The organism is Bradyrhizobium sp. IC4059, from assembly GCF_020193615.1.
In the GTDB taxonomy this organism is placed as follows: domain Bacteria; phylum Pseudomonadota; class Alphaproteobacteria; order Rhizobiales; family Xanthobacteraceae; genus Bradyrhizobium; species Bradyrhizobium yuanmingense.
This window is the reverse complement of record NZ_JADYVH010000010.1, coordinates 256,119-278,703: the sequence shown is the minus strand read 5'-3', so window position 1 is coordinate 278,703 and position 22,585 is coordinate 256,119. Positions and strand designations below refer to the sequence as shown.

The 22,585-nt window shown below is 66.1% G+C and carries 21 protein-coding genes and 1 tRNA gene; 11 read left to right on the top strand and 11 right to left on the bottom strand.

Annotated features, from left to right (window positions below; all coding sequences use genetic code 11):
* Window positions 1-52: 52 nt before the first annotated feature.
* Window positions 53-268 (bottom strand): hypothetical protein, encoded by a 216-nt coding sequence (locus I6F12_RS28470; protein ID WP_036002903.1) that lies wholly within the window; start codon window positions 266-268, stop codon window positions 53-55.
* A gap of 166 nt (window positions 269-434) precedes the next feature.
* A complete protein-coding gene (locus I6F12_RS28465; RefSeq protein ID WP_036002906.1) occupies window positions 435-728 on the bottom strand; it encodes a hypothetical protein in 294 nt (97 codons plus the stop codon).
* 252 nt (window positions 729-980) lie between these two features.
* Between I6F12_RS28465 and I6F12_RS28460 the strand changes: the two genes are divergently transcribed.
* Window positions 981-2,036, top strand: a complete 1,056-nt coding sequence (locus tag I6F12_RS28460; protein WP_225157729.1) for a polysaccharide deacetylase family protein — start codon at window positions 981-983, stop codon at window positions 2,034-2,036.
* A gap of 132 nt (window positions 2,037-2,168) precedes the next feature.
* Here I6F12_RS28460 and I6F12_RS28455 read toward each other — a convergent pair whose 3' ends face one another.
* From I6F12_RS28455 to I6F12_RS28435, 5 genes are all read right to left on the bottom strand, one after another.
* Complete coding sequence (locus I6F12_RS28455) at window positions 2,169-2,558, bottom strand: hypothetical protein (protein WP_225157728.1); 390 nt, start codon at window positions 2,556-2,558, stop codon at window positions 2,169-2,171.
* A 113-nt stretch (window positions 2,559-2,671) separates the two neighbouring features.
* Window positions 2,672-2,747 (bottom strand) — tRNA-Thr (locus I6F12_RS28450).
* 99 nt (window positions 2,748-2,846) lie between these two features.
* A complete protein-coding gene (locus I6F12_RS28445) occupies window positions 2,847-4,646 on the bottom strand; it encodes a heme biosynthesis HemY N-terminal domain-containing protein (RefSeq protein ID WP_036002914.1) in 1,800 nt (599 codons plus the stop codon).
* 35 nt (window positions 4,647-4,681) lie between these two features.
* The gene (locus I6F12_RS28440) at window positions 4,682-5,902 is read right to left on the bottom strand and encodes a hypothetical protein (protein WP_225157727.1); all 1,221 of its coding nucleotides are present in this window, start codon (window positions 5,900-5,902) and stop codon (window positions 4,682-4,684) included.
* 64 nt (window positions 5,903-5,966) lie between these two features.
* Window positions 5,967-6,713 (bottom strand): uroporphyrinogen-III synthase, encoded by a 747-nt coding sequence (locus I6F12_RS28435; protein ID WP_225157726.1) that lies wholly within the window; start codon window positions 6,711-6,713, stop codon window positions 5,967-5,969.
* Between the two features lie 157 nt (window positions 6,714-6,870).
* Between I6F12_RS28435 and tsaD the strand changes: the two genes are divergently transcribed.
* From tsaD to I6F12_RS28420, 3 genes are read left to right on the top strand one after another with little or no spacing between them, the layout of a single operon-like run.
* Window positions 6,871-7,938: a tRNA (adenosine(37)-N6)-threonylcarbamoyltransferase complex transferase subunit TsaD gene (tsaD, locus tag I6F12_RS28430; protein WP_225157757.1), complete on the top strand. Its 1,068-nt coding sequence runs from the start codon at window positions 6,871-6,873 to the stop codon at window positions 7,936-7,938.
* Window positions 7,939-7,940: 2 nt separating this feature from the next.
* Window positions 7,941-8,921 carry an NAD(P)H-dependent glycerol-3-phosphate dehydrogenase gene (locus tag I6F12_RS28425; protein ID WP_225157725.1) on the top strand — a complete coding sequence of 327 codons (981 nt, stop codon included), beginning with the start codon at window positions 7,941-7,943 and terminating at the stop codon, window positions 8,919-8,921.
* A gap of 2 nt (window positions 8,922-8,923) precedes the next feature.
* The gene (locus I6F12_RS28420) at window positions 8,924-9,337 is read left to right on the top strand and encodes an EVE domain-containing protein (protein ID WP_225157724.1); all 414 of its coding nucleotides are present in this window, start codon (window positions 8,924-8,926) and stop codon (window positions 9,335-9,337) included.
* A gap of 92 nt (window positions 9,338-9,429) precedes the next feature.
* Here I6F12_RS28420 and I6F12_RS28415 read toward each other — a convergent pair whose 3' ends face one another.
* Window positions 9,430-10,524 carry an adenylate/guanylate cyclase domain-containing protein gene (locus I6F12_RS28415; RefSeq protein WP_225157756.1) on the bottom strand — a complete coding sequence of 365 codons (1,095 nt, stop codon included), beginning with the start codon at window positions 10,522-10,524 and terminating at the stop codon, window positions 9,430-9,432.
* Between the two features lie 101 nt (window positions 10,525-10,625).
* On the opposite strand from I6F12_RS28415, the gene I6F12_RS28410 reads away from it, so the two are divergent.
* Window positions 10,626-11,081 (top strand): SRPBCC domain-containing protein, encoded by a 456-nt coding sequence (locus I6F12_RS28410; RefSeq protein WP_036024228.1) that lies wholly within the window; start codon window positions 10,626-10,628, stop codon window positions 11,079-11,081.
* Between the two features lie 108 nt (window positions 11,082-11,189).
* Here the strand turns inward: I6F12_RS28410 and I6F12_RS28405 are convergent, their stop codons facing one another.
* Complete coding sequence (locus I6F12_RS28405; protein ID WP_225157723.1) at window positions 11,190-12,359, bottom strand: DNA topoisomerase IB; 1,170 nt, start codon at window positions 12,357-12,359, stop codon at window positions 11,190-11,192.
* Window positions 12,360-12,751: 392 nt separating this feature from the next.
* Here I6F12_RS28405 and acs point away from each other — a divergent pair, with 392 nt between their 5' ends.
* Both acs and I6F12_RS28395 read left to right on the top strand, forming a co-directional pair.
* Window positions 12,752-14,698, top strand: a complete 1,947-nt coding sequence (gene acs, locus I6F12_RS28400; RefSeq protein ID WP_225135575.1) for an acetate--CoA ligase — start codon at window positions 12,752-12,754, stop codon at window positions 14,696-14,698.
* A 442-nt stretch (window positions 14,699-15,140) separates the two neighbouring features.
* Complete coding sequence (locus tag I6F12_RS28395; RefSeq protein ID WP_036024233.1) at window positions 15,141-15,656, top strand: L,D-transpeptidase; 516 nt, start codon at window positions 15,141-15,143, stop codon at window positions 15,654-15,656.
* Between the two features lie 53 nt (window positions 15,657-15,709).
* Here the strand turns inward: I6F12_RS28395 and I6F12_RS28390 are convergent, their stop codons facing one another.
* The gene (locus tag I6F12_RS28390; protein WP_036024234.1) at window positions 15,710-16,294 is read right to left on the bottom strand and encodes a thermonuclease family protein; all 585 of its coding nucleotides are present in this window, start codon (window positions 16,292-16,294) and stop codon (window positions 15,710-15,712) included.
* 202 nt (window positions 16,295-16,496) lie between these two features.
* Between I6F12_RS28390 and I6F12_RS28385 the strand changes: the two genes are divergently transcribed.
* The 4 genes from I6F12_RS28385 to cysN all read left to right on the top strand — a co-directional run bounded on the left by I6F12_RS28385 (window position 16,497) and on the right by cysN (window position 22,253).
* Window positions 16,497-18,215, top strand: coding sequence for a methyl-accepting chemotaxis protein (locus tag I6F12_RS28385; RefSeq protein ID WP_225157722.1), 1,719 nt, complete (start codon window positions 16,497-16,499; stop codon window positions 18,213-18,215).
* Window positions 18,216-18,370: 155 nt separating this feature from the next.
* The gene (locus I6F12_RS28380; protein ID WP_225157721.1) at window positions 18,371-19,390 is read left to right on the top strand and encodes a sulfotransferase family protein; all 1,020 of its coding nucleotides are present in this window, start codon (window positions 18,371-18,373) and stop codon (window positions 19,388-19,390) included.
* 5 nt (window positions 19,391-19,395) lie between these two features.
* The gene (gene cysD / locus I6F12_RS28375; protein ID WP_036002983.1) at window positions 19,396-20,358 is read left to right on the top strand and encodes a sulfate adenylyltransferase subunit CysD; all 963 of its coding nucleotides are present in this window, start codon (window positions 19,396-19,398) and stop codon (window positions 20,356-20,358) included.
* Window positions 20,358-22,253 (top strand): sulfate adenylyltransferase subunit CysN, encoded by a 1,896-nt coding sequence (cysN, locus tag I6F12_RS28370; protein ID WP_225157720.1) that lies wholly within the window; start codon window positions 20,358-20,360, stop codon window positions 22,251-22,253. Before cysD ends, cysN begins: the two co-directional genes overlap by 1 nt.
* Before the next feature lie 49 nt (window positions 22,254-22,302).
* Here cysN and I6F12_RS28365 read toward each other — a convergent pair whose 3' ends face one another.
* Window positions 22,303-22,512: a DUF1674 domain-containing protein gene (locus I6F12_RS28365; RefSeq protein WP_036024240.1), complete on the bottom strand. Its 210-nt coding sequence runs from the start codon at window positions 22,510-22,512 to the stop codon at window positions 22,303-22,305.
* Between the last annotated feature and the right edge of the window lie 73 nt (window positions 22,513-22,585).

Here is a 22,585-nt window from a genome sequence, read left to right as displayed (position 1 = left end):
TTGGTCGCGCGATGGATTCCGGGTTCGCGCTTCGCGCGCCCCGGAATGACGATCACTGCCCGTGCTGGGTCAGCACCTTGTCGCAGGCCTTGCTCAGCTTGGTGCGGTTCTGCTTCAGGCAGGCCAGCACGGCACCGTCGCCATTGTCCATTACGGGACGGCAGAAGCGCGTGACGTCGCGCGCGCAGGCATCATGGCCGGGCTGCTGTTGCGCGGAGGCGCTCGATGCGCACAGGAGCAAGGAAATAACGAAAAGCAGTCTGGTCATCGCGCAATTGCCTCTTACCCGGAAAGACGTGCGGGCGAAGCTAGTGCGACGATCCCGCACCTGCAACGGCTTTGTTGACTAGCTGCAGCGCGCCGCCGCCATCACCCCGGCTTCATGCCAGGGGACATGGCGAGGGGAGCTGCCGGCGCAACCGCCGGCGTCTTGGTTACTGTGTGTCCTGAGCGTCAGCGACCTTGCGCGAGGCGCCCTTGGCGAGGGTCTTGTCCATCACCGCGCGGCATCCGGCGCTGAGGTCCGAGCGATGCTTGATCATGCACGCGGTGATCTTCGGGATATTGGGGATCTCCGCCGAGCAAAGACGGAAGGCATCGCCCGTGCACATCTGCTGCGCCTCGGCCGAGAAGGCGAAGCTCGCGCCCGTCGAAGCGATGGAGACGATCGCGGCAAAGCCCAGGGCCAGGCTGGCGTCGCGGATCTTGCCGGTAAACGACTTGGTCATTTGAAGCTCCCATTGGCGCCGCCACAGCGGGCCCGTTGTCGATGGGAGCTACGATGCTCCGGCAAAACCGTTTCCACTGTGATGACGCTCACGGGAGACCCGTCCTCTGTGATCTCAGTCACTCAGACGCAGCCCACTGAAATTCCTTCGCAACCGCTGTCGTGTTGGTGTCACGTTAACTCTTACTTCGCATTAATGGCTCGTCGCGCGGGAAATTCCGCCGGTTTGGTTGCGTAATTGGAAAGAGTAACGATGCGTAATGCGTTGGGCCTGATGCTGGCCAGTGTAGTTGCGGCGGTCGTGATCGCCGCCGGCGGTTGGTTTTATTATTCCGCGCGCGCCGACCAGGGCGCTCCCAAGACAGTTGCCGCCCGTGCCGCCGATCCATTGCCGGCACAGGCGAAGCTCGCCGCCAAGGACGACGTCGAGACCACCGCGGCCGTCGCGGCCAAGCCGGCCGCAGCCGCGCCGGCACCTGCGCCAGCGCCGCTCATGTCGATGCAGTCGAAGCAGGCCTGCGCCAATCCGAACGCGCTGGGTGTGTCCCGCGTCGTCGAGATCGACACGACGGGCGGCCCCGGCTTCGGCTTCGAGCATTTCAAGCAGTTCGACTTCCTGACCGAGAAGGAGGTCGTGCTGACCTTCGACGACGGTCCGTGGCCGGTCAACACGCCCACGGTGCTGAAGGCGCTCGCGGACGAATGCACCAAGGGCCTGTTCTTCTCGGTCGGCAAGCACGCGACCTACCATCCGGAGATCCTGAAGCAGGTGCTGGCCCAGGGCCACACGGTGGGCACGCACACCTGGTCGCATGTCAATCTGAACAGCAAGAAGTTGACCGAGCAGCAGGTCAAGGACGAGGTTGAGAAGGGCTTCAGCGCAGTGAAATTCGCGCTCGGCACCAACCCGGCGCCGTTCTTCCGCTTTCCGCAGCTTCAGCACAATCCCGCGATGGTGAGCTATTTCGGCACCCGCAACGTCGCGATGTTCTCGACCGAAATCGACTCCTTCGACTTCAGGAAGGGCGCGACGCCGGAGAAGATCGTCGAGACCGTGATGACGAGGCTGGACAAGCTCGGCAAGGGCATCATCCTGATGCACGACTTCCAGAAGAACACGGGCCTCGCCCTGCCGACGCTGCTCGCGCGGCTGAAGGCCGGCGGTTACAAGGTCGTGCAGATGAAGGCCAAGACGAGCCTCCAGACGCTGCCGGAATATGACGAGGCGCTGATGAAGGACATGAAGGTGCCGACCGCAGGCACGAACTCCCGTCCGATCGCGAGCGTCGTGCAGACGATCTCGCAATAAGCGCCAAATCCAAAACTCTTGCGTCATGGCCGGGCTTGTCCCGGCCATCCACGTTTTAGGATCAGGCGCGAAGACGTGGATGCCCGGGTCAAGCCCGGGCATGACGGCGAGATCAGGGTACAGGTCGGCGCCTCACCAATAGATGCCGTGGCGATGCAGCTCGCTGATGATGCGGCGCTCGGTCCAGCTGCGCTTGGGCTTCGGCTTGTCCGCCTTTGCCGTGGTCTTGGCGGCGGGCTTGGGCGTCGTGACCGGCGCGGAGGCCGTCGCCGGTGTGGTGACCGTCGGAGTGGTCGCCACTGTCGGCGCGGAGAGCGACACCGCCGGCGGACGATCATGATATTTCTGAACCTCGGTGGCCGGCGCGGCTTCGCTCACCTGCGCCGTCACGGTGCTCGCCGATGTCGTGGTTTGCGGAGTGGAGGTCTGTTCGCCTGCCGCCAGCGACAGACCGCGGGAGCCGCCTGCCTGGGCGGAGGCCGAAGCCAGCAGCATGGCGGCAATCAGAATGATCTTGCGCATGTGAAGTCTCCCCGTGTTGGCGTGACAGGACGTTAGGGGGAGCCATGTCTGCGATTATGTGATCGCGATCACGCAGCCGAGCGAGCCCTTGGGGATCGGATGAACCGGGGCGCTGGTGCCGCAAGAGGGATTCGAACCCCCGACCCCGTCATTACGAATGACGTGCTCTACCGACTGAGCTATTGCGGCGAATCTGCCGGGACCAAAGCAATGCCGGCCCCGATACGCGCGCCCCTGATATCGGGCATGGCCCGAATTGGCAAGGACAAGCGGGAGGCGAAATACCGCTCACGCGCCCCAGCGGGACCAGAATCCGCGCCAGCCGCCCGCCTGGGCTTTGGGCGTGCCGATTTGTTCCGTAAATTCGTCGCTTGGGCCGTCGTCGTCGATCCCGGGATCGTCCGGTGCGCGGACGATCGGGATGACGGTCTGGGTCGGCGCCGAGGCGGGCTTGCTGAGGTCGGCCCGGGTCCGGAAGACCGGCGTCGGCGCCGGCGGCGATGATTCGGCGGGCGCCGGAGCCGGATTCGCCGGCTCGGCGGGCGTGACGACCGGCTCGTCGACCTTCGCAGTTTGCTCCCCAGTCTCCTTGGCCACTTCCTTGGTAGCCTCCTTCGCGGCGTCCTTGGCCTGAGGGGGTGAATTGTCCTGCGCGGCCGGTGCCGGCAGCGGGGCCACCTCCGGCGGTTCCACCGCGGCTTCGCTGGGAGCGGCGGTCACCCGCTTCGGCGGCGGAGCGGCCAGCATGGCTTCCTCGAAGGCCGAGGATTCGAGCGTGGGGCCCTTGTCCGAGGGCAGGCTCGCGACCGGCGCCTGCCACTGGAACGCATCGAGGCGGCCGGTGACCGGGGAGACCGGACGCCAGCGGTCGCTGACATAGCCGTCCGCGGTCCAAGCGGGATCGAGCCGGGCGCGCACCGCGCGCAAGGTCCAGGCGCGGGCGCGGCCGCCGTCACCATGCTCTGTGCGCTCGATCTCGGCCATCAGCAGCGCGACGCGCTGGGTCGGATCCTTGAGATAAGGCGCGAGCACCTCGCGCGCGCGGGCGAACTCGGAGGCCTCGATCGCAGCACGCGCGATCGCGAGCTGCCCTTCGACATAACCGGGCTTGTCGGCGGGGGTCTTCGCGGCGAGAGTTTCTACCCGCTGCAAGCGGTGCCACGCGGAATCGCCGAGCTTCACATGCGCATAGGCATCCGCGAGATCGGGATGCGGATTGGCGAGCCAGGCGGCTTCGACCAGCTTCATGGCGCGGCGCACCTGATGCGCCTCGCTCTCGAATTTTGCCGCGAGCACGGCCGCCGGCACCAGGGTCGGCGCGAGCTTGACCGCCTCCATCACGCTCTCGCGCGCGACGTCGCGGTCCATCGTTTCCAGCTCCAGCGCACGCGCGGCGAGCAGCACACCGCGCTGCCGGCGATAGGTCTGCTTGTCGATCAGGCCCGCGGACAGATTCGAATCGAGGATCGCGAGCGCGCCGCTCCAGTCGCCGCGCGCGCAGCGGAAGCCGAGCACCGCGTGCGAGGCCCAGGTCGCGGACGGCGACAGCTTGATCGCTTCCTCCGCAATCATCACGGCGCCGACCGCATCATCGGCGCGCTGCGCCTCGATGAAGAGACCGCGCAGGCCGAGCAGCCGCGTGTCCTCGCGTTCGGCCATGGCGCGGAAGACGCGTTGCGCCTCGTCGCGATTGCCTTCGAGCTGCGCCGACTGCGCGTGCAAAAGCAGTGCGAGCGGATCGTTCGGTGCATGCCGCCGCGCCGCCTCGGCGTGCCGGCGCGCGAGCGCGGAATCGCCGTGGCCGATCGCGAGCAGGCCATGGGTGATGGCATGACGGCCGCGGGCATGGCGCTTGTCATGACGGCGTCGGCGCAAGCGCCCCGGCATGCGCCAGATCGTCGTCAGGATGCTCCAGACCAGCACGACGGAAGCGGCGAAAAGGCCGAGCAAGAACACGAACCTCGGCAGCGTCGTCGAGATGCGGAAGCTGCCCGCGGTCAGGACGAGGTCGCCGGACTGGTCGGCGACCCAGGCCGCGCCGGCCGCCGCCAGTGCGATCAAGACGAGAAAGAGGACGATGCGAAGCATGGCGATCCCTATACGCGCCGATTGTTGCGCGAATCTTATTGAGTAGATTTGGCGAGATCCGCCATGGCATCGTCGGCGAATTTGCGGGAGGCGGCGAGCGCGGCGTCGCGGGCATCGGCTTTGTCGAGCCAGGCCTGCGCCGGAGCACGATCAGCCTCGGGCAGCGTCTTCAGCTCGCGCCGCGCTTCGGCGAAATCGCTACGGAGCGCCGCCGCCGTGACGCGCGTCACGATGGCGCCGCGATCGTTGCCGACGCCATCGGTGCGCTCGATCCGCACGAGCTTTGACGCGCCGGCCTGGAGCCGCTCGACAATGCCGGCCTCGCTCGACGGAGCTTCAGCCGGCGGCGACAGCTTCGGCACGATATTGAGGAGCTCGCGGCTCAGCGCCGCCGATGTCGGGATGCCGGACGATGCAAACGCCTCGAGCGGCTTGAGCATGTCGGGCTTGGTCGCCAGCGACCGCGCCGCCGTCAATTGCGATTGATAGGGATCGCCGTGGCGAACGGCAACGTCGAGCAGGGACGCCGCGACCACATAGCGGAGCGGCTTGTCGTCCATCGTCTTGACCTCGGCGATCTTCTCGCCCTGCTGCGCAAGCTCGGCCCGCTCGGTCTTGCTCGCGCGCTCGAGCTGGGCGATGCGGTCGGTGAGCGCGGCAAGATCGGGCGCGGCACTCGGCGGCGCGGATTTCGCATCGTTCAGCGCGCTCGCCGTCTTATCGAACTGTGCGCGCAAATTGGCGATGTCGCCGCGCAGTGCGCTCGCCGCTTTCTCCAACGCGTCGATCCGCGCGACTTGGGCCGGATCGGCCGCCGGCCTCGCGGCCCTGGCTTCGACCGCGGCAACGCGTCCGCTCAGCGCATCGACGGTCGCACTGGTGACCTGCGGCGCGGCCGGCGGGGCCTGCACCGCGGGCCAGCCCAGCATCCAGCCGACTGCGATCACGACCGCAGCCGCGGCAACGCCGGAGAACGGCGCGATGACCCAGGGCGAAATCGGCGCCGATACAGGCACCGCCGCGGAGGCCTGCTGCTCTGCAGATTCGGACTGAGGCTCGGCCTTGACCTGTTCCGAGCCGGGCTCTTCCACCCTGGCCTGCTCCTGCGCGACATGCTCGGATGCCTCGGACTCGCCCGCGACCTGCTGCGGCTGGGTCGAGACTTCCGTCGCCTCGAGGTCGATGGTGGGCGGGGTGCGCTTGGCACGACCCGGATCGGGCGCCAATCCAGCGTCTTCAGGCTTGTCGTCGGCCATCGTGACGGTTCCTCACACTTCCATACCAGGGATGGATTAGATTGCGTCGGATTCGGCCCGACCTTTACGCCAAACGGGTCCGCAACGCACGCTCCAAGGTGTCGAATAAGGCAGTTTCGTCCGGCGTTGCGGCCACCAGAACCTGTGACGCGCCGGCGTCGCGCAGCACGCCCGCAACGGTCTCGGACAGGCAGCAATGCGGGATCGCCAGCGCCGAAATTTCGACACCTTCGTCCCGCGCCGCATCGAGGAACGCACGTGCGCTGCGCCGGGAGTAGTGCAGCACCGCCTCGATCCCGTGGGCGGCAAAGCCCTCGCACACCTCGCGCGGCAGATGCTTCACCGGCGCCATGCGGTAGGTCGTCTGCGTCACCACGCGGAAACCTTCCGCCCCGAGTTCGCCGCCGAGGTCGCGCGACAGATCCGCGCCGGCGAGATACAGCAGCGTGCTGTTTTTCTTCAACACCTTGTCGCACGCGCTCTGCATCACCTTGTCGCGCAAGGACGCGGCGTCGCCCCCGGCGACGATCACCTCGGCAAAACCAGCCTCTCGCGCCGCTGCAGCCGTATGTTCGCCGACCGCGAACAATGGCAGCACCAGCAGACCGAGGTCCGGCAATTGCGGCGCTATGGCGCGAATCGCGTTGGCCGAGGTGACGAGAACGGCATCATAAGAAACTTCGCTCTCGCCTTGGAAGGCGACCGGCTCGAGCTTGAGCGCCGGCGCAAGCAGTACCGCATGCCCGCGCGTGCGCAGATTGTCCGCCGTCGCCGCATTGTCGGGATGCGGCCGTGTGACAAGAATGGACATCGCTGCTGTTCCCGGACCATTTGGCGGTGACGCATTGACCAGAACGGCTGCGCGTGACGATTGCGCAAGCCGACCCCGGGATGCTACCGGACGTACCAGAACTCTGCTTTATGGATGAGCGCAAGGGCGCAAATTGGATAACAATTCGCCAATGCTGGTGCTGGGCATCGAAACCACCTGCGACGAGACCGCCGCGGCCGTGATCGAACGCGCGGCCGACGGCAAGGGCAAGATCCTGTCCAACATCGTGCGGTCGCAGATCGAGGAGCATGCCCGCTTCGGCGGCGTGGTGCCGGAGATCGCCGCGCGCGCGCATGTCGACGTGCTCGATGGGATCATCGACCGCGCCATGAACGAGGCCGGCATCGATTATGCTCAGCTCGACGGCGTCGCGGCGGCCGCGGGGCCCGGGCTGATCGGCGGCGTCATCGTCGGACTCACCACCGCGAAGGCGATCGCGATGGTGCACGACACGCCGCTGGTCGCGGTGAATCATCTCGAAGCGCATGCGCTGACGCCGCGTCTCACCGACGGCATCGAATTTCCCTATTGCCTGTTCCTCGCCTCCGGCGGCCATACCCAGATCGTCGCAGTCACCGGTGTCGGCCAGTATGTGCGGCTCGGCACCACGGTCGACGACGCCATCGGCGAGGCCTTCGACAAGGTCGCGAAGTTGCTGGGCCTGCCCTATCCCGGCGGCCCGCAGGTCGAGCGCGCGGCGGCAGGCGGCGATGCCACGCGCTTTGCGTTTCCCCGGCCGATGCAGGGGCGCCCCGATGCCAATTTCTCGCTGTCGGGACTGAAGACGGCGGTGCGCACCGAAACGAGCCGGCTGGCCGAGCTCATGCCGCAGGACATCAGCGATCTCTGCGCGAGCTTCCAGGCCGCCGTGCTCGATTCAACGGCCGACCGGCTGAGCGTCGGCCTGAAGCTTTTCCGCGAGCAGTTCGGCGCACCGCGCGCGCTGGTCGCCGCCGGCGGCGTTGCCGCCAATCAGGCGATCCGCGGCGCGCTTGACGATGTCGCGAAGCAGGCCGGGACGCAGCTGATCATGCCACCGCCCGCGCTGTGCACCGACAACGGCGCCATGATCGCCTGGGCCGGCGCCGAGCGCCTGGCGCTTGGCCTGACCGACACGATGGACGCGCAGCCGCGCGCACGCTGGCTGCTCGATGCCAACGCGACCGCGCCCGCGGGCTACGGCAAGACTCGGGCGGGATTCTAGGGATGACCGCGTTCCAATCCGTCGCAGTGATCGGCGCGGGCGCCTGGGGTACGGCGCTGGCGACGGTGGCGGCGCGAGCAGGGCGAAACGTGACGCTGTGGGCACGCAATGCCGAGCACGCCGCGCGGATCGCATCGACGCGCGACAATCCGCGGCTGCCCGGGATTCGGATCGTGCCTGAGCTCGTCGTGACGAGCGATCTGGCGCTCGCCGCGCGTGCCGACATGCTGCTGATTGCGACGCCGGCGCAACATTTGCGCGGTGCGGTCAACATGCTGGCCTCGCACATCACGAAGGCGGTGCCGATCGTCGCCTGCGCCAAGGGTATCGAGCACGGCACCCATAAGTTCATGACCGACGTGATCGCCGAGGCCGCGCCGCACGCGCAGCCGGCGATCCTGTCGGGGCCGAGCTTTGCCGACGACGTCGCACGCGGCCTGCCGACGGCAGTGACCCTGGCGGCAGGCGATGAGGCGCTCGCCAGCAGCCTGGTGCAGGCGCTGGGCTCGCGGACATTCCGCCCCTATCACTCCACCGACATTCGCGGCGTCGAGATCGGCGGCGCCGCCAAGAATGTGCTGGCGATCGCGGTCGGCATTGCGGTCGGGCGCAAGCTCGGCGCCTCCGCGCAGGCGGCGCTCACGACCCGCGGCTTTGCCGAGCTGACGCGCCTCGGCCGTGCGCTCGGCGCACGCAGCGAGACGCTCACCGGCCTGTCGGGCCTCGGTGATCTCATTCTGACCTGCTCGAGCCCGCAATCGCGCAACTTCGCGCTCGGCCTCGCGCTCGGCCGCGGCGAGCAGCCTCCCGCCGGCAAGCTCGCCGAGGGCGAGTTCACCGCCCCCGTGCTGATCGAGCTCGCCGCTTCGCAAAACATCGAGTTGCCGGTATCTGAGGCGGTCGCATCGATCCTGAGCGGCCGAAGCACGATCGATGCCGCGATCTCGGCGCTGATGACGCGCCCCTTCAAGGCAGAGGAATAAGCATGGCGTACTGGCTCGTGAAATCCGAACCGTCGGTGTGGTCCTGGGACCAGCAGGTTGCGAAGGGCGCCAAGGGCGAGGCCTGGACCGGCGTGCGCAATTTCACCGCCCGTCAGAACCTCGTGAGCATGAAGAAGGGCGACAAGGCGTTCTTCTATCATTCCAACGAAGGCAAGGAGATCGTCGGCATCGCCGAGATCATCAAGGAGGCCTATCCCGATCCAACCGACAAGACCGGCAAATTCGTCTGCGTCGACATCAAGGCCGACAAGCCCCTGAAGACGCCGGTGACGATGGCCACGATCAAGGCGGAGAAGAAGCTCGCGGATATGGCGCTGGTGAAATATTCGCGCCTCTCCGTGCAGCCGGTGACGGCAGAGGAGTGGAAGCTCGTCTGCAAGATGGGCGGGATGTAGTTACGTCGTTTCGTAGCCCGGATGGAGCGCAGCGCAATCCGGGAAAGTCTCGATTGAAGCTCGATCCCGGATTACGCTTCGCTCCATCCGGGCTACGATATCCGGGCTTGCGACTCCTCCAGCGCAAACACCTCGCACGGCGCGGCAATGCCGCGCAGCTCATGCGTCCCAAGCGCGACCAGCGGCATCTCCGTCTCGGCGGCGAGCGCGCCCGACACCAGCACCGTCCGGCCCAACGGCTTGCACAATCCCTCCAGACGGCTGACGAGATTGACGGCGGGGCCGATCGCGGTGAAGTCGAGCCGGTTCGCGGCGCCGATATTGCCCCAGAGCATCTCGCCGAGATGGAGCGCGGCACCGAACGACAACGGCGGCAGCCCTTGCGCGCGGCGCTCCTTGTTGAGATACGCCATCCCGGCTTCGGCTGCGCTTGCCGCGCGCAAAGCAGCGTCACAGGCGCGGCGCGGGGACGCCTCGAGCACCGGAAAGATCGCGAGCACGCCGTCGCCGATGAATTTCAGCACCTCGCCGCCGAAGGCGTGAACCGCGCCGGCGATGCGATCGAACCAGGCATCGAGCGCTGCAATGACATCGGCCGGCGGTGTCGTCTCCGACAGGGTCGTGAAATTGCGCAAATCCGCATAGAGCAGTGCGGCCTGGATGGTCTCGCCGAGATCGCGGCGCAGAGGCGCCGCCAGTACCCGCTCCGCGCTGCGCGTGCCAAGGTATGCATCGAGCGTTGCCCGCAAGGTGGCGCGCGCGGCGAGCACGGCCAGCGGCGTTGCGGCGAAACGCGCGGCCTGACGCAATTGCTCGATCTCATCCGCCGTGAACGGACGCGGCCCGATCCAGCCGAGCAGCGGGCCATCGGGCCGTCCGGCGACATCTTCATGCACATCGCCGCCGGCGATATCGCGCAGCCAGCGGCGGCCGGCGTCGTCGGGTGGATCGGGCGCGAGGCCGCCCGGCGCGAAGCCGAGCGCTTCGATCACCTGGCCGCTGTCGGCACGCCACAGCCAGGTCCGCTTCGCGATCAGCGGATGCGGCACCTCCAGCGTCAGGGCGCCTGCCGCGAGCGGCACGCCATCGGCGGCCAGATGCGCGCCGAGCTCCGCGAGCAGGTGGTCGGCCCGGCGACAATCCGAGGCCGCGTCGAGGAGCCAGGCGAGGGTCGGGGAGAGCTGCATGAGGCGATCATGGCGAAACAGGGCCGTCTTTGCCACGGGCAATCCTTGACGGAGCGCAGGGCCGCCGCCATGTCCCATCGTCAGACCAGGGATGATTGCCGATGCCCGAACCCTTCATAGTGCGACGCGAGACCCAGATCGCGGCCCCGCGCGCCACTGTCTTCGCCTACCTCACCGACCCCGAAAAGATCCTGAGCTGGATGGGCTCCGACGCAACCACGGAGCCTTATCCCGGCGGGCTCTACCTGCTCAAGGGCGTCAGCCCGGACGGCGCCGCCGCCCGCGGCGCGTTCCGCGAGGTCGTGCCGGTGCATCGTCTGGCCTATACGTTCGGGTGGGAGGGCGGTCAGGAAGTGCCGCCCGGCTCGAGCCTGATCGAGATCGACCTGATCGAGCAGGACGGCGGCACGCTGCTGCGCATGACCCATAGCGGCCTGCCGAACGAAGCGCAGGCGGCCGCTCATGCAACGGGTTGGGCGCACTACCTTAAGCGGCTCACGATCGCAGCCGCAGGCGGCGATCCCGGTCCTGACATAGGTGTGTCAGATAATAAGTAGCTCTCGTAGGTTGGGCAAAGGCGCTCTTCGCTCCGTGCCCACCACCCGTCACTATGGGCAAATGGTGGGCACGCTTCGCTTTGCCCACCTTACGAGAGCGGCGCTTCGTTACACTGCTGCCGTCGCCACCACCTGCGCCAGTAACTGCTCGCGCCTGGCCTGCGAGCGCTGACCCGTCATGGTCGCGGCGAAGCGCTCGAGGATGCCCTCCTCGAAGGCGGTGACGATGGTGTCGTGGACGTAGCTCTTGCGGCAGATCGCCGGCGTGTTGGAGAGCTGGTCGGCGGCGGCGCGGATCGCATCCAGCACCTGCTTCTTGCGGCCGCGCTGGCTGCTCGCCGGCGTGATCCGCGACAGCGATTCCACCACGACGGCGGACGCCATCAGCGTGCGGAAATCCTTCAGGGAAATCTTGATGCCGGCGATCTCGCGCAGAAACGCGTTCACCTGGGTGGTGCTGACCGCGCGCACGATGCCGGAGGCATCGCGATACTGGAACATGCGCTTGCCGGGAACGCTCTCCAAAATGCCAATGGCACGCACCAGCTTGGCGGCGTCGCACTCCTTGCGCACCGCCTTGCCGCCCTTGGCCTTGAAGGTCAGCACGAAGCAATCGTCTTCCAGAGTGACGTTGGACTTCAGCAGCGTGGTCGCGCCGCGGGTGCCGTTGAGGCGGGCGTAGGATTCGTTGCCGGGGCGGATCGCGGTGCGCGCGATCAGCTCGATCACGGCCGAGAGCGCGAACTCGCGCGTCGGCTCGTCCCCTGACAGGAACGCCGAGACCTTGCGCCGGATTTTCGGCAGCGCGCCGACGAGCTTTGCCAGGCGATGCGCCTTGCGCTGCTCGCGGACCTTCTCCCAGTCGGCGTGATAGCGGTATTGCAGCCGGCCCGCGGCATCGCGGCCGACGGCCTGCAGATGCGAGTTCGGGTCGGCGGAGTAGCGCACCTCGCGATAGGCCGGCGGCACCGCCATGGAATGCAGCCGCCGGATGGTGCGGGCGTCGCGGATATGCGCACCGTTGGGGCGGACGAAGGAATAGCCCTTGCCGCGCCTGATACGACGGATGGTCAGCTCGTTCTGGTCGCCGAGCCGCAAGCCGAGCTCCTTGGCGAGGGCCTCGACCGTCGCCGCAGGCGCCGCGTCGTAGGTCTTCTTGGGGCTCGGGCGCCTGAAACCGGTCGGTTTCGGCCATTGTCCGAGGGCCTTGGCCAGGGCAATGGCTGCAGGATCGGCTGAAGCGGGCCGTATCGTCCCGAGATTCTGCTGATCCATCATGGTCTTACGCCTTAGCCCTGTCCTGTTGTCGATCAATGCCGCTGTTGTGATTTTTGTTCCGAGGAGTCTCTTTGGACCCGGGTTGGCCATTTAGGGTGTTCCGAACACGAATGCGAGTCCCGAATCAGTGACAAGAGGTTGCTAAATACCTCTCCTCGGCGCATGGGGGCTCTGCGGTCTCTGTTCTGGCGGTTTGGGTAGAGAGCCGGAAGCTGCCCGTCGGCCCTGTTTCAGATTTGCGACAGCGGGCCTTCCGGACCTTGATTCTCCGCATGGCCGGCTGCCCGCCGAAGGTCCAGCTTGTGCTCCTTGTCGGGTCCGGTTAGCCCGACGCATAATCCATCAAATGATGATGTCGGCATTGCCTGAGCTTGCCGCATGTGGAGGGAAGCATGTCCGAGAAGATCTACGATATCCCCGCGGAGTGGGCGAAGCGCGCCTGGGTCGACCAGGCCAAGTACAAGGAGATGTACGCCCGTTCGATCTCGGACCCGAACGGTTTCTGGGCGGAGCAGGCCAAGCGCATCGACTGGATGAAGGCGCCGACGAAAATCGAGAACGTCTCGTTCGCGCCGGGCAACATCTCGATCAAATGGTTCGAGGACGGCATCCTGAACGTCGCTTACAATTGCATCGACCGGCATCTCGCCAAACGCGCCAACCAGACCGCGATCATCTGGGAGGGCGACGATCCCTCGCAGTCCAAGCACATCACCTACAAGGAGCTGCATGACGAGGTCTGCCGGATGGCCAACATCCTGCGCACCCGCAACGTCGGGAAGGGCGACCGCGTCACCATCTACCTGCCGATGATTCCCGAGGCCGCCTATGCAATGCTGGCCTGCGCGCGGATCGGCGCGATCCACTCCGTGGTGTTCGCGGGCTTCTCACCTGACAGCCTCGCCCAACGCATCAACGACTGCCAATCCAAGGTGATCATCACCGCGGACGAAGGCCTACGCGGCGGCAAGAAGGTGCCGCTGAAGGCCAATGTCGATGCGGCGCTTGGCAAGGCCGACGGCGTCGACTGGGTCGTCGTGGTCAAGCGCACCGGCGCCAAGGTCGACATGAACCCCACGCGCGACCTCTGGTACCACGAGGCCGCGGCGATGGTGACCACGGAATGCCCGGTCGAGCACATGCACGCCGAGGATCCGCTGTTCATCCTCTACACGTCGGGCTCGACCGGCCAACCCAAGGGCGTGCTGCACACCTCCGGCGGCTATCTCGTATTCGCCTCGATGACGCATCAATACGTCTTCGACTATCACGACGGCGACATCTACTGGTGCACCGCCGACGTCGGCTGGGTCACCGGCCACAGCTACATCCTCTATGGGCCGCTCGCCAACGGCGCGACCACGCTGATGTTCGAGGGCGTGCCCAATTATCCGGATAATTCGCGGTTCTGGAACGTCATCGACAAGCACAAGGTCAACATCTTCTACACCGCGCCGACCGCAATCCGCGCGCTGATGCAGTCCGGCGACGAACCGGTGAAGAAGACCTCGCGCGCCTCGCTCCGCCTGCTCGGCTCGGTCGGCGAGCCCATCAATCCCGAAGCCTGGGAGTGGTATCACCGCGTCGTCGGCGACGACCGCTGCCCGATCGTCGACACGTGGTGGCAGACCGAGACCGGCGGCATCCTGATCACGCCGCTGCCGGGCGCGACCAAGCTGAAGCCCGGCTCGGCGACGCAACCGTTCTTCGGCGTGGTGCCTGAGATCGTCGATGCCGACGGCAAGGTGCTGGAAGGCGAGACGTCAGGCAATCTCTGCCTGACGCGGTCCTGGCCCGGCCAGATGCGCACGGTCTACGGCGACCACGCCCGCTTCGAACAAACTTACTTCTCGACCTACAAGGGCAAATACTTCACCGGCGACGGCTGCCGCCGCGACGCCGACGGCTATTACTGGATCACCGGCCGCGTCGACGACGTCATCAACGTCTCCGGCCACCGCATGGGCACCGCCGAAGTCGAGAGCGCGCTGGTCGCGCATGAGAAGGTATCGGAAGCCGCCGTCGTCGGCTTCCCGCACGACATCAAGGGTCAGGGCATCTACGCCTATGTCACCCTGATGGCCGGCGTGCAGCCGAGCGACGAGCTGCGCAAGGAGCTCGTCACCTGGGTGCGCAAGGAGATCGGCCCGATCGCCTCGCCCGACCAGATCCAGTTCGCCCCGGGCCTGCCCAAGACCCGCTCCGGCAAGATCATGCGCCGCATCCTGCGCAAGATCGCCGAGGACGAGCCGGGCAGCCTCGGCGACACCTCGACGCTCGCCGATCCCGCCGTTGTCGATGATCTCGTCAAGAACCGGCAGAACAAGAAGTCGGCGTAAGGCGAGTTCGTGCCCCGGACGCAGCGCAGCGCTCCTTCAGCGGTGCGCTGCTGAGCCGGGGCCCATCTAAACGTCAGAACGTGTAGCTTCCTGGATCCCGGCTCTGCGCAGCAGCGTTTCACGCTGCAGCGCATCCGGGACACGCGATTAGTTTTCGCGTCAGCGCGCCCTCTCAACCAACGGCCATTCACACCCTCACGCTGTTGTCAGCGGGCGCGGCAGCGCGCCTGCATCTTTCCCGTCGAGTGTTGTTTTCTGGTCATTTACTTTATTTCGAACATTTCCTTTGTTCCCCCTGCTGGCCTGCCCTCGGCAGCCGCGCGTCGAAACCATTGGGTTAACGGGCGCGGTTAAGAATGAGCATCGACGAGGGCTTGGTGCGGCGACGATTGCCGGTTCTGCGTCATTTTGGACGATCCGTTTTGGGCAAGGGGAAGCATCGATGTCGATGAGGATTGCGGTGGCGCTGGCCGCCACCATCGCGGCTGGGGCCTTGACGTCGACGGCGGCGCAGGCGCGGCCGGAAATGGTGGGGGCGCACCTGGCCGACTATTCGCCGGGCACCATCGTGGTCAAAACCAGCGAGCGGCGGCTTTATCTCATCCTCGGGAACGGCCAGGCCGTGCGCTATCCGGTCGGCGTCGGCAAAGCCGGCAAGCAGTGGGCCGGCACCACGAAGATCGACGGCAAATATCTCAATCCGGCCTGGGCGCCGCCCGCCGAGGTGAAGCGCGACAAGCCTGGTATCCCCGACGTCATTCCGGGCGGCTCGCCGCGCAACCCGATGGGCGTTGCGGCGATGACGCTCGCCGGCGGCGAATATGCGATCCACGGCACCAACGTGCCGGGCTCGATCGGCGGCTTCGTCTCCTATGGCTGCATCCGCATGCTCAACGACGACATCACCGATCTCTACGGCCGCGTCTCCGTCGGCACGACGGTGGTCGTGACGCGCTGATCGCCTGAATCAGCCGAGATGAAATGAAAGGCCGCGTCTTCGACGCGGCCTTTTTATTGCCAGAACCGCCAGCCGCGCGCGCACCAGCCGTCGCGATGGCCGCCATTGTAGCTGCGCACGAAGCCGCCGGCGAGCAGTGCCGCCGAGACGTTCGCAGTCCGCCGGGTCGCGACGTCGGCGAGGACTCGGCCGTATTTGTCGGGAGCGAGATTGGTGATGGTCACGCCGCCCTGGCCGAGCAGATCGCGCAAGGCACGGGCCGCAGCTTCGGCCTTGTCCAGCTCCTCCTGGCAGGATGCTTTCAGTTCGGGCGCATCGATGCCGCGCAGCCGAATGCGGACCACGGGATCGCGTCCCTCGTGCAGACGAACACGGGCGAGAAAAGTGTCGCCATCGATGGCGCGGATGAATTCGACCGGACGCACATCCGCGTGGCCGGTCTGCTGAAGAACGATCTCGGCATCTCCATTGCGATCGGTATCGCGAACAAGCCAGTGCGTTCCATGACGGAATGTGAGCACGACGGCCAGCGCGATGCCCACCACGAACATCCAGGGCAATAGGCCGGAGAGGCGGCGGCCGAACGGCGAGCCGCTGAACTGCGGCCGGTAGGAATTGGGGCGATCCTGGAAACGCATCAACTCACGCTATGTCTGAGTCGGGGGAACTCACAAGCACGAGCGCGTCCATAAACGACGCCGAATGCGCCGGAGGCCATGCACGAAAGTTCCGTCTGTCAAAGAGGTTAGCCGTAGTTCTACTGGGGATCCGCGAATATTTTCCAAATCTCAATCATTGGTTGCGAATAGCTGTTATACGACAAACCGAGGGGAGATTGCCGTGAGGTCATTCACGTTTCGCATTGGAACAAAGCTCGGCATCGTGACGGGCGTGAGCGTCGTGCTGGTCGGCGGCATGCTGACCAATCAGATGCTCGGCAACCGCTCCATTGCCGAATCCAATCGCCTCGTCACGATCAACTATCTCAACAAGGGCAATGCGCAGGCGGCTCAGACGGCGATGGCACGCGCGCAGCTCGCCGCTCTCGAACTCGGCTCGGCACCGTCAGCCGGAGAGGTCGACAGGCTCCTCGAGCTTCTCCGTACCCGGGCCGGCGAAGCCGGCACCGAAATCGATGCCGCGAGAGAGCGGGCGACCCGCAAGGTCACACAGGACGCTTACCGCGAGGCCAAGAAGTTCGTCGATGCGTATCTGGCCAGCGGCGTCGAGCTCGCCGCGGCGCAAAAGGCGGTCATCGCCGCCCCCGCGGGTGGCGCCAAGCTTGCAGCAGAGTCGGCCAAGGCAAGTATTCTCGCAGAGCATATGCGTCCGGCAGCGCAGGAAGTCAGCAAGCGCATCGACGATCTCGTCGGCGTCGCCAACGAATTCGCCGCGCGCCGCAAGGGCGAGATGCTGGCCGAGTTGGACCGCGTCGCCAATTTCGCTTTGATCGTCGGCCTATTCGTCGTCCTGACGTTGGTCGGCTCCGCAGTCTTTTCCGTCTCGAACGTCGCCCGTCCGATCCGTCGCATCGGCGATGTGCTCCTGCAGCTCGCCGGAGGCAACAAGGCGATCGAAATTCCCTACACCCGCCGTGGCGACGAGGTCGGCGACAACGCCCGCGCGGCACAGACCTTCAAGGACAATCTGATCCGCATCGAGCAGATGGAAGCCGAGCAGAAGAACCATCAAGCCGCTGCGGCCGCTCAGCGCAAGCAGGAGATGACGCGGCTTGCCAACGCGTTCGAAACTGCGGTCGGCGGCATCATCAACTCGGTGTCAGCCGCATCCCAGGAGCTCGAATCCGCGGCCGGCACGTTGTCGGGTACGGCCGAACAAACCCAGCAGCTCTCCGGAATGGTCGCCGCCGCCTCGGAGGAAGCCTCGACCAATGTCGGGGCCGTGGCGTCCGCGGCCGAGGAAATGAGCACGTCGGTCGTCGAGATCGGCCGTCAGGTGCACGATTCCAGCCGTATCGCCGGCGATGCGGTCAAGCAGGCCGAGCGCACCGATGCCCGGATCAACGAGCTGCTCAAGGCGGCGGGCCGCATCGGCGACGTCGTCAAATTGATCACCGCGATCGCCGAACAGACCAACCTCCTGGCGCTAAACGCAACGATCGAGGCGGCGCGCGCCGGCGAGTCCGGCCGCGGCTTTGCGGTCGTGGCGAGCGAGGTCAAGGCGCTCGCGGCGCAAACCGCGCGAGCGACCGAGGAAATCAGCGCGCAGATCGCCGGCATGCAATCGGCAACGCAGGACTCCGTCGGAGCGATCAAGGAAATCGGAACGACCATCGGCCGCATCTCCGATATTTCGACGACCATTGCCGCGACGATCGAACAGCAGGGCGCAGCGACGGCCGAGATTGCGCGAAACGTCAGCGAAGCCGCCAAGGGAACGGTCGAAGTCGCGGACAAGATCGCCCAGGTCAGCCATGGCGCGAGCGCGACCGGCGCGGCGTCGGGACAAGTGTTGGCGTCGGCGCGTTCGCTGTCGAGCGAAAGCAGCCTCCTGAAGACCGAGGTCGAGAAGTTCCTCAGCACCGTGCGCGCCGCGTAATGCGCAACGGAGCGGCGAGCCCGATTGCCGTGCTCGCCGGACATTTATGAAGCCCCCGGGATTTCCCGGGTTTGACCGGGGTCGTAATCAACACTAGGTTGAACATTGAGCCGTAAGCAACTCGCTTGCGGAACCTGTTCAGCGAGTCCCCCGCCATGAATATCGATGCGTCGTCCCCCGATTCGCTCGAGCGAATCGCCGAACTCGTTCGTCAGCAAGATAGTTCTCTCGACACCACGCTGCTTCCGCCGGTGGAGGGGTTCCAAACCAGGACCGTCGCGCTCGAAACACTGATGCGCGAGGTGACGGAGTGCCTAGCGGACGGCTTCCGGCATCGCTCGCCGCAAGACTTTCCCATGCTCTATTTTGCATGCGGCAAGGCGCGCGTCGGATCGACGGCCCTGAGCAATCTGTTCGGCATGACCGGGATGCCTTCCTACTATCAGCCTTTGAAGGCCATGCTGCGCGATGCGCTCGTCGGCAAGAGGCCGGCGCCGTGGGCCGTGCCGTCGGCAGACGACGAGCCGCACATCTTCAGCAAGGAAACGATCGGGCCCTACGTGCTCGCCGAGAGCCTGTTCAATCCGCTCAAGCTGCTGATCGAGGCGGGCTATCCGCGGCACCGGCTGCATCTCATCATGCTCGACCGTGAGCCGGCGAGTTCACTGGCATCGTGGCTCGACAAGCTGATCTCGCGCGCGCCTGAAGATGTATTGCTGCGGCACTATGTCGTCGCCGCGCTCAGCGCGGCTCAAGTCGCAAGCTACGCCCAGCGACAGGGCGTTGCCGTCACTCACTACGTCTACGAGGTGAGCAAGGAGGCCGTGTCCTCGGTTCGTGTCCTGTTCGAACGGATCGGCCTTTCGGGCAGCTTCAACGAGAATGCCGTGACGTCCTGGCGTGAGCCGGGAGACTCGCACGCGAACAATGCGCGCGTCATCTTCCCGAGCGAAGCGACGATCTACAAGGTGCCCAATTTGCACACCTCCGACAGTGCCTATCGCTACCAGCGCCGTGCGACGGCCTCTCTGAGCGAAGCGCAACGCGAGGCTCTGGAGCGCTGCGGGGTCAATGATGCCTATCGCGTCGCGGTCGCCGCCTGTGTTCGCGATCTCGGCCTGAATGCGGTACTGTCGCAACGTCTGTTCGGCGACTGGTTTGCTGCGGCTGCGTGATGGTCATGCTGGACGTTCCCACCGGAGCCGATTCCGCACTCCGTGAAGGTGCTGGCGGCAAGCAGCGTCACGTCGCCAGCCACCTCCGCCGTCTGGAGGCGGAAAGCATCCACATCCTGCGAGAGACGGCGGCCGAGTTCCGCAAGCCGGTCATGCTGTATTCCATCGGGAAGGATTCCTCGGTGCTGCTGCATCTGGCGATGAAGGCCTTCGATCCCGGCAAGCCGCCGTTTCCGCTGCTGCATGTCGATACGACCTGGAAGTTTCGCGAGATGATCGCGTTTCGGGACCGACGCGCGCGCGAGCTCGGCCTCGACCTGATCGTCCATACCAACAATGACGGATTGAGCCAGGGCATCGACCCTTTCACCCACGGCTCGGCCCGCTACACCGACGTGATGAAGACGCAGGCGCTGCGACAGGCGCTGGACTTCCACGGCTTCGACGCCGCGATCGGAGGCGCGCGGCGCGACGAGGAGAAGTCGCGCGCCAAGGAGCGCGTGTTCTCGCACCGCAGCGCTGCGCATCGCTGGGATCCGAAGAACCAGCGGCCGGAGCTGTGGGGCCTCTACAACACGAAGCTCGCGCCCGGCGAGAGCATGCGGGTCTTTCCGCTGTCGAACTGGACCGAGATCGACGTGTGGGACTACATCCTGCTCGAGGACATCCCGATCGTTCCGCTCTATCTCGCAGCGTCGCGCCCCGTGGTCGAGCGCGACGGAGCATTGATCATGGTGGACGACGACCGGATGCCGCTGCAGCCCGGCGAGGAGCCGCAATCGCGCTCCGTCAGGTTTCGCACCCTCGGCTGCTATCCCCTCACCGGTGCAACGAGCTCGACGGCGGCAACCCTGCCCGAGATCGTGCAGGAGATGATGGCGTCGCGCACCTCCGAACGACAAGGACGCATGATCGACCGGGACAGTCCCGCATCGATGGAGCGCAAGAAGGCGGAAGGTTATTTCTGATGTCCTATCACGAGGCACCGGCGATCGCCGCCGCCGATGCGCCGCAGCTCGAGCAAGACGATCGCCCGACGTTGCGTTTCGTCACCTGCGGCAGCGTCGACGACGGCAAGAGCACGCTGGTCGGTCGGCTGCTCTACGATTCGAAGACGCTGCTCGACGACCAGCTCGACGCGCTCGCCTCGGAGAGCAGGACCGCCGGCACCACCGGCGGCGACCTCGACTTCGCGCTGCTGGTCGACGGGTTGCAGGCCGAGCGCGAGCAGGGCATCACCATCGACGTGGCCTACCGCTTCTTCGCCACGAAGCTGCGCCGCTTCATCGTCGCCGACACGCCGGGACATGCGCAATATACGCGCAACATGGCGACCGGTGCCTCCAATGCTGATCTCGCCGTGGTGCTGGTCGACGCGCGCAAGGGCGTTATCACGCAGACGCGGCGTCACAGCCACATCCTGTCGCTGCTCGGCGTCCGCCACGTCGTGCTCGCCGTGAACAAGATGGACCTGATCGGATTTGACGGCGATCGCTTCGCTTCCATCACCGCCGAATACCTGACTCTGGCCGGTCAGCTCGGGATCTCCCAGGTCCAGTGCATCCCGGTCGTGGCGCCCGACGGCGACAATATCGTCGCCGCGAGCACGCGCATGCCCTGGTACGAGGGACCGACCGTTACGGCCTATCTGGAATCCGTGGACGTGGCCGGGGACACCTCGCAGCAGCCGTTCCGGCTGCCGGTGCAATGGGTGAGCCGGCCGCATGCGGATTTTCGCGGCTTCTGCGGACGGATCACGAGCGGAACGATCTCGGTGGGCGATGCCGTTCGCGCGCAACCGTCGGGACACCAGACCCGCATCGCGCGCATTCTCACGCCCGCCGGCGAGCGCAATCACGCAAGGTCGGGCGAGTCCATCACCCTAACGCTCGCCGATGAGATCGACGTCAGCCGCGGCGACGTGCTGACCGCCGGATCTGCAGCGCCGGTGTCGGATCAGCTCGCGGCCCATCTCGTCTGGTTTGATGGCGAGGCCATGGTCGCCGGCCGGCGCTATTTGCTCCGGTGCGGTACCGCCTCGACCGGCGCGGTGATCACGGAACTCAAGCACCGGATCGCCATCGACACCATGGCGCGGGAAAGCGCCGCCACGCTCGACGTCAATGAGATCGGCTATGTCCATCTCGATCTCGACCGCCCGCTGGTGTTCGAGGCCTATCGCGACAACCGCGAGATGGGCAGTTTCATCTTGATCGACCCGATCAGCCATCGCACTGCCGCGGCGGGAATGATCGACATGTCGCTCCGCCGCGCCACCAACGTTCATTGGCAGCGGCTTGCGGTCGACAAATCCGTGCGAGCCCGGCTGAAGCAGCAACGGCCCTGCGTGCTCTGGTTCACGGGGCTGAGCGGCGCCGGCAAATCGACCATCGCCAATCTCGTCGACAGCCGGCTCGCCGAGCTCGGGCGCCATGCCGCGTTGCTCGACGGCGACAATCTTCGTCACGGCATCAACCGCGACCTCGGCTTTTCCAACGCGGAGAGGACGGAGAACGTCCGGCGCGTCGCGGAGATCGCGGGGCTGTTCGTCGAGGCCGGCTTGATCGCGCTGGTGGCGCTGATCTCGCCGTTCCGCAGCGAGCGGGAGCTGGCGCGCCAGCGGCTCGAAGCGGGCGAGTTCATCGAGATCCATGTCGCGACGCCGCTTGCCGAATGCGAGCGCCGCGATCCCAAGGGGCTCTATCGCAAGGCTAGGTCGGGCCAGCTGCCGGCATTCACCGGCATCGATGCCCCCTACGAAGCGCCGCTGGCGCCCGACATCACCATCGACACCTCGGAGCTGTCGAGCGAGGCGGCCTGCGAACGCATCATCCGCTACTTGCGAGCGCACAACTACCTGTGACGACCGGGACGAGATCTGCCGGCGTTATCCAGCCGCTCCGACTGCAAGCTCAAAAGTCGGAAGCGATGCCCTTGCGCTCCCAATCGCCGTAGCGGGTGGGCTCGGGCCCCTTCGGCCCCTGCAGCTCCTTCGCCTTGGTCTTGTTCTTGGCCTCATCCTTGGCCTTGGCGGCCGCAGCCTGCCGGCGCGCCTCGGCCTCGGCCAGCGCGCGCTGGGCGGCCGGCGACAGCGGCTTGCGATCGGGAACGGGGTCACTCATCGCCGCGCTTTCTAGCGCAGGACCGGGCACAACGCGATGCCCAATAACGCATTCCTGAAATCGGCTCGGAGCG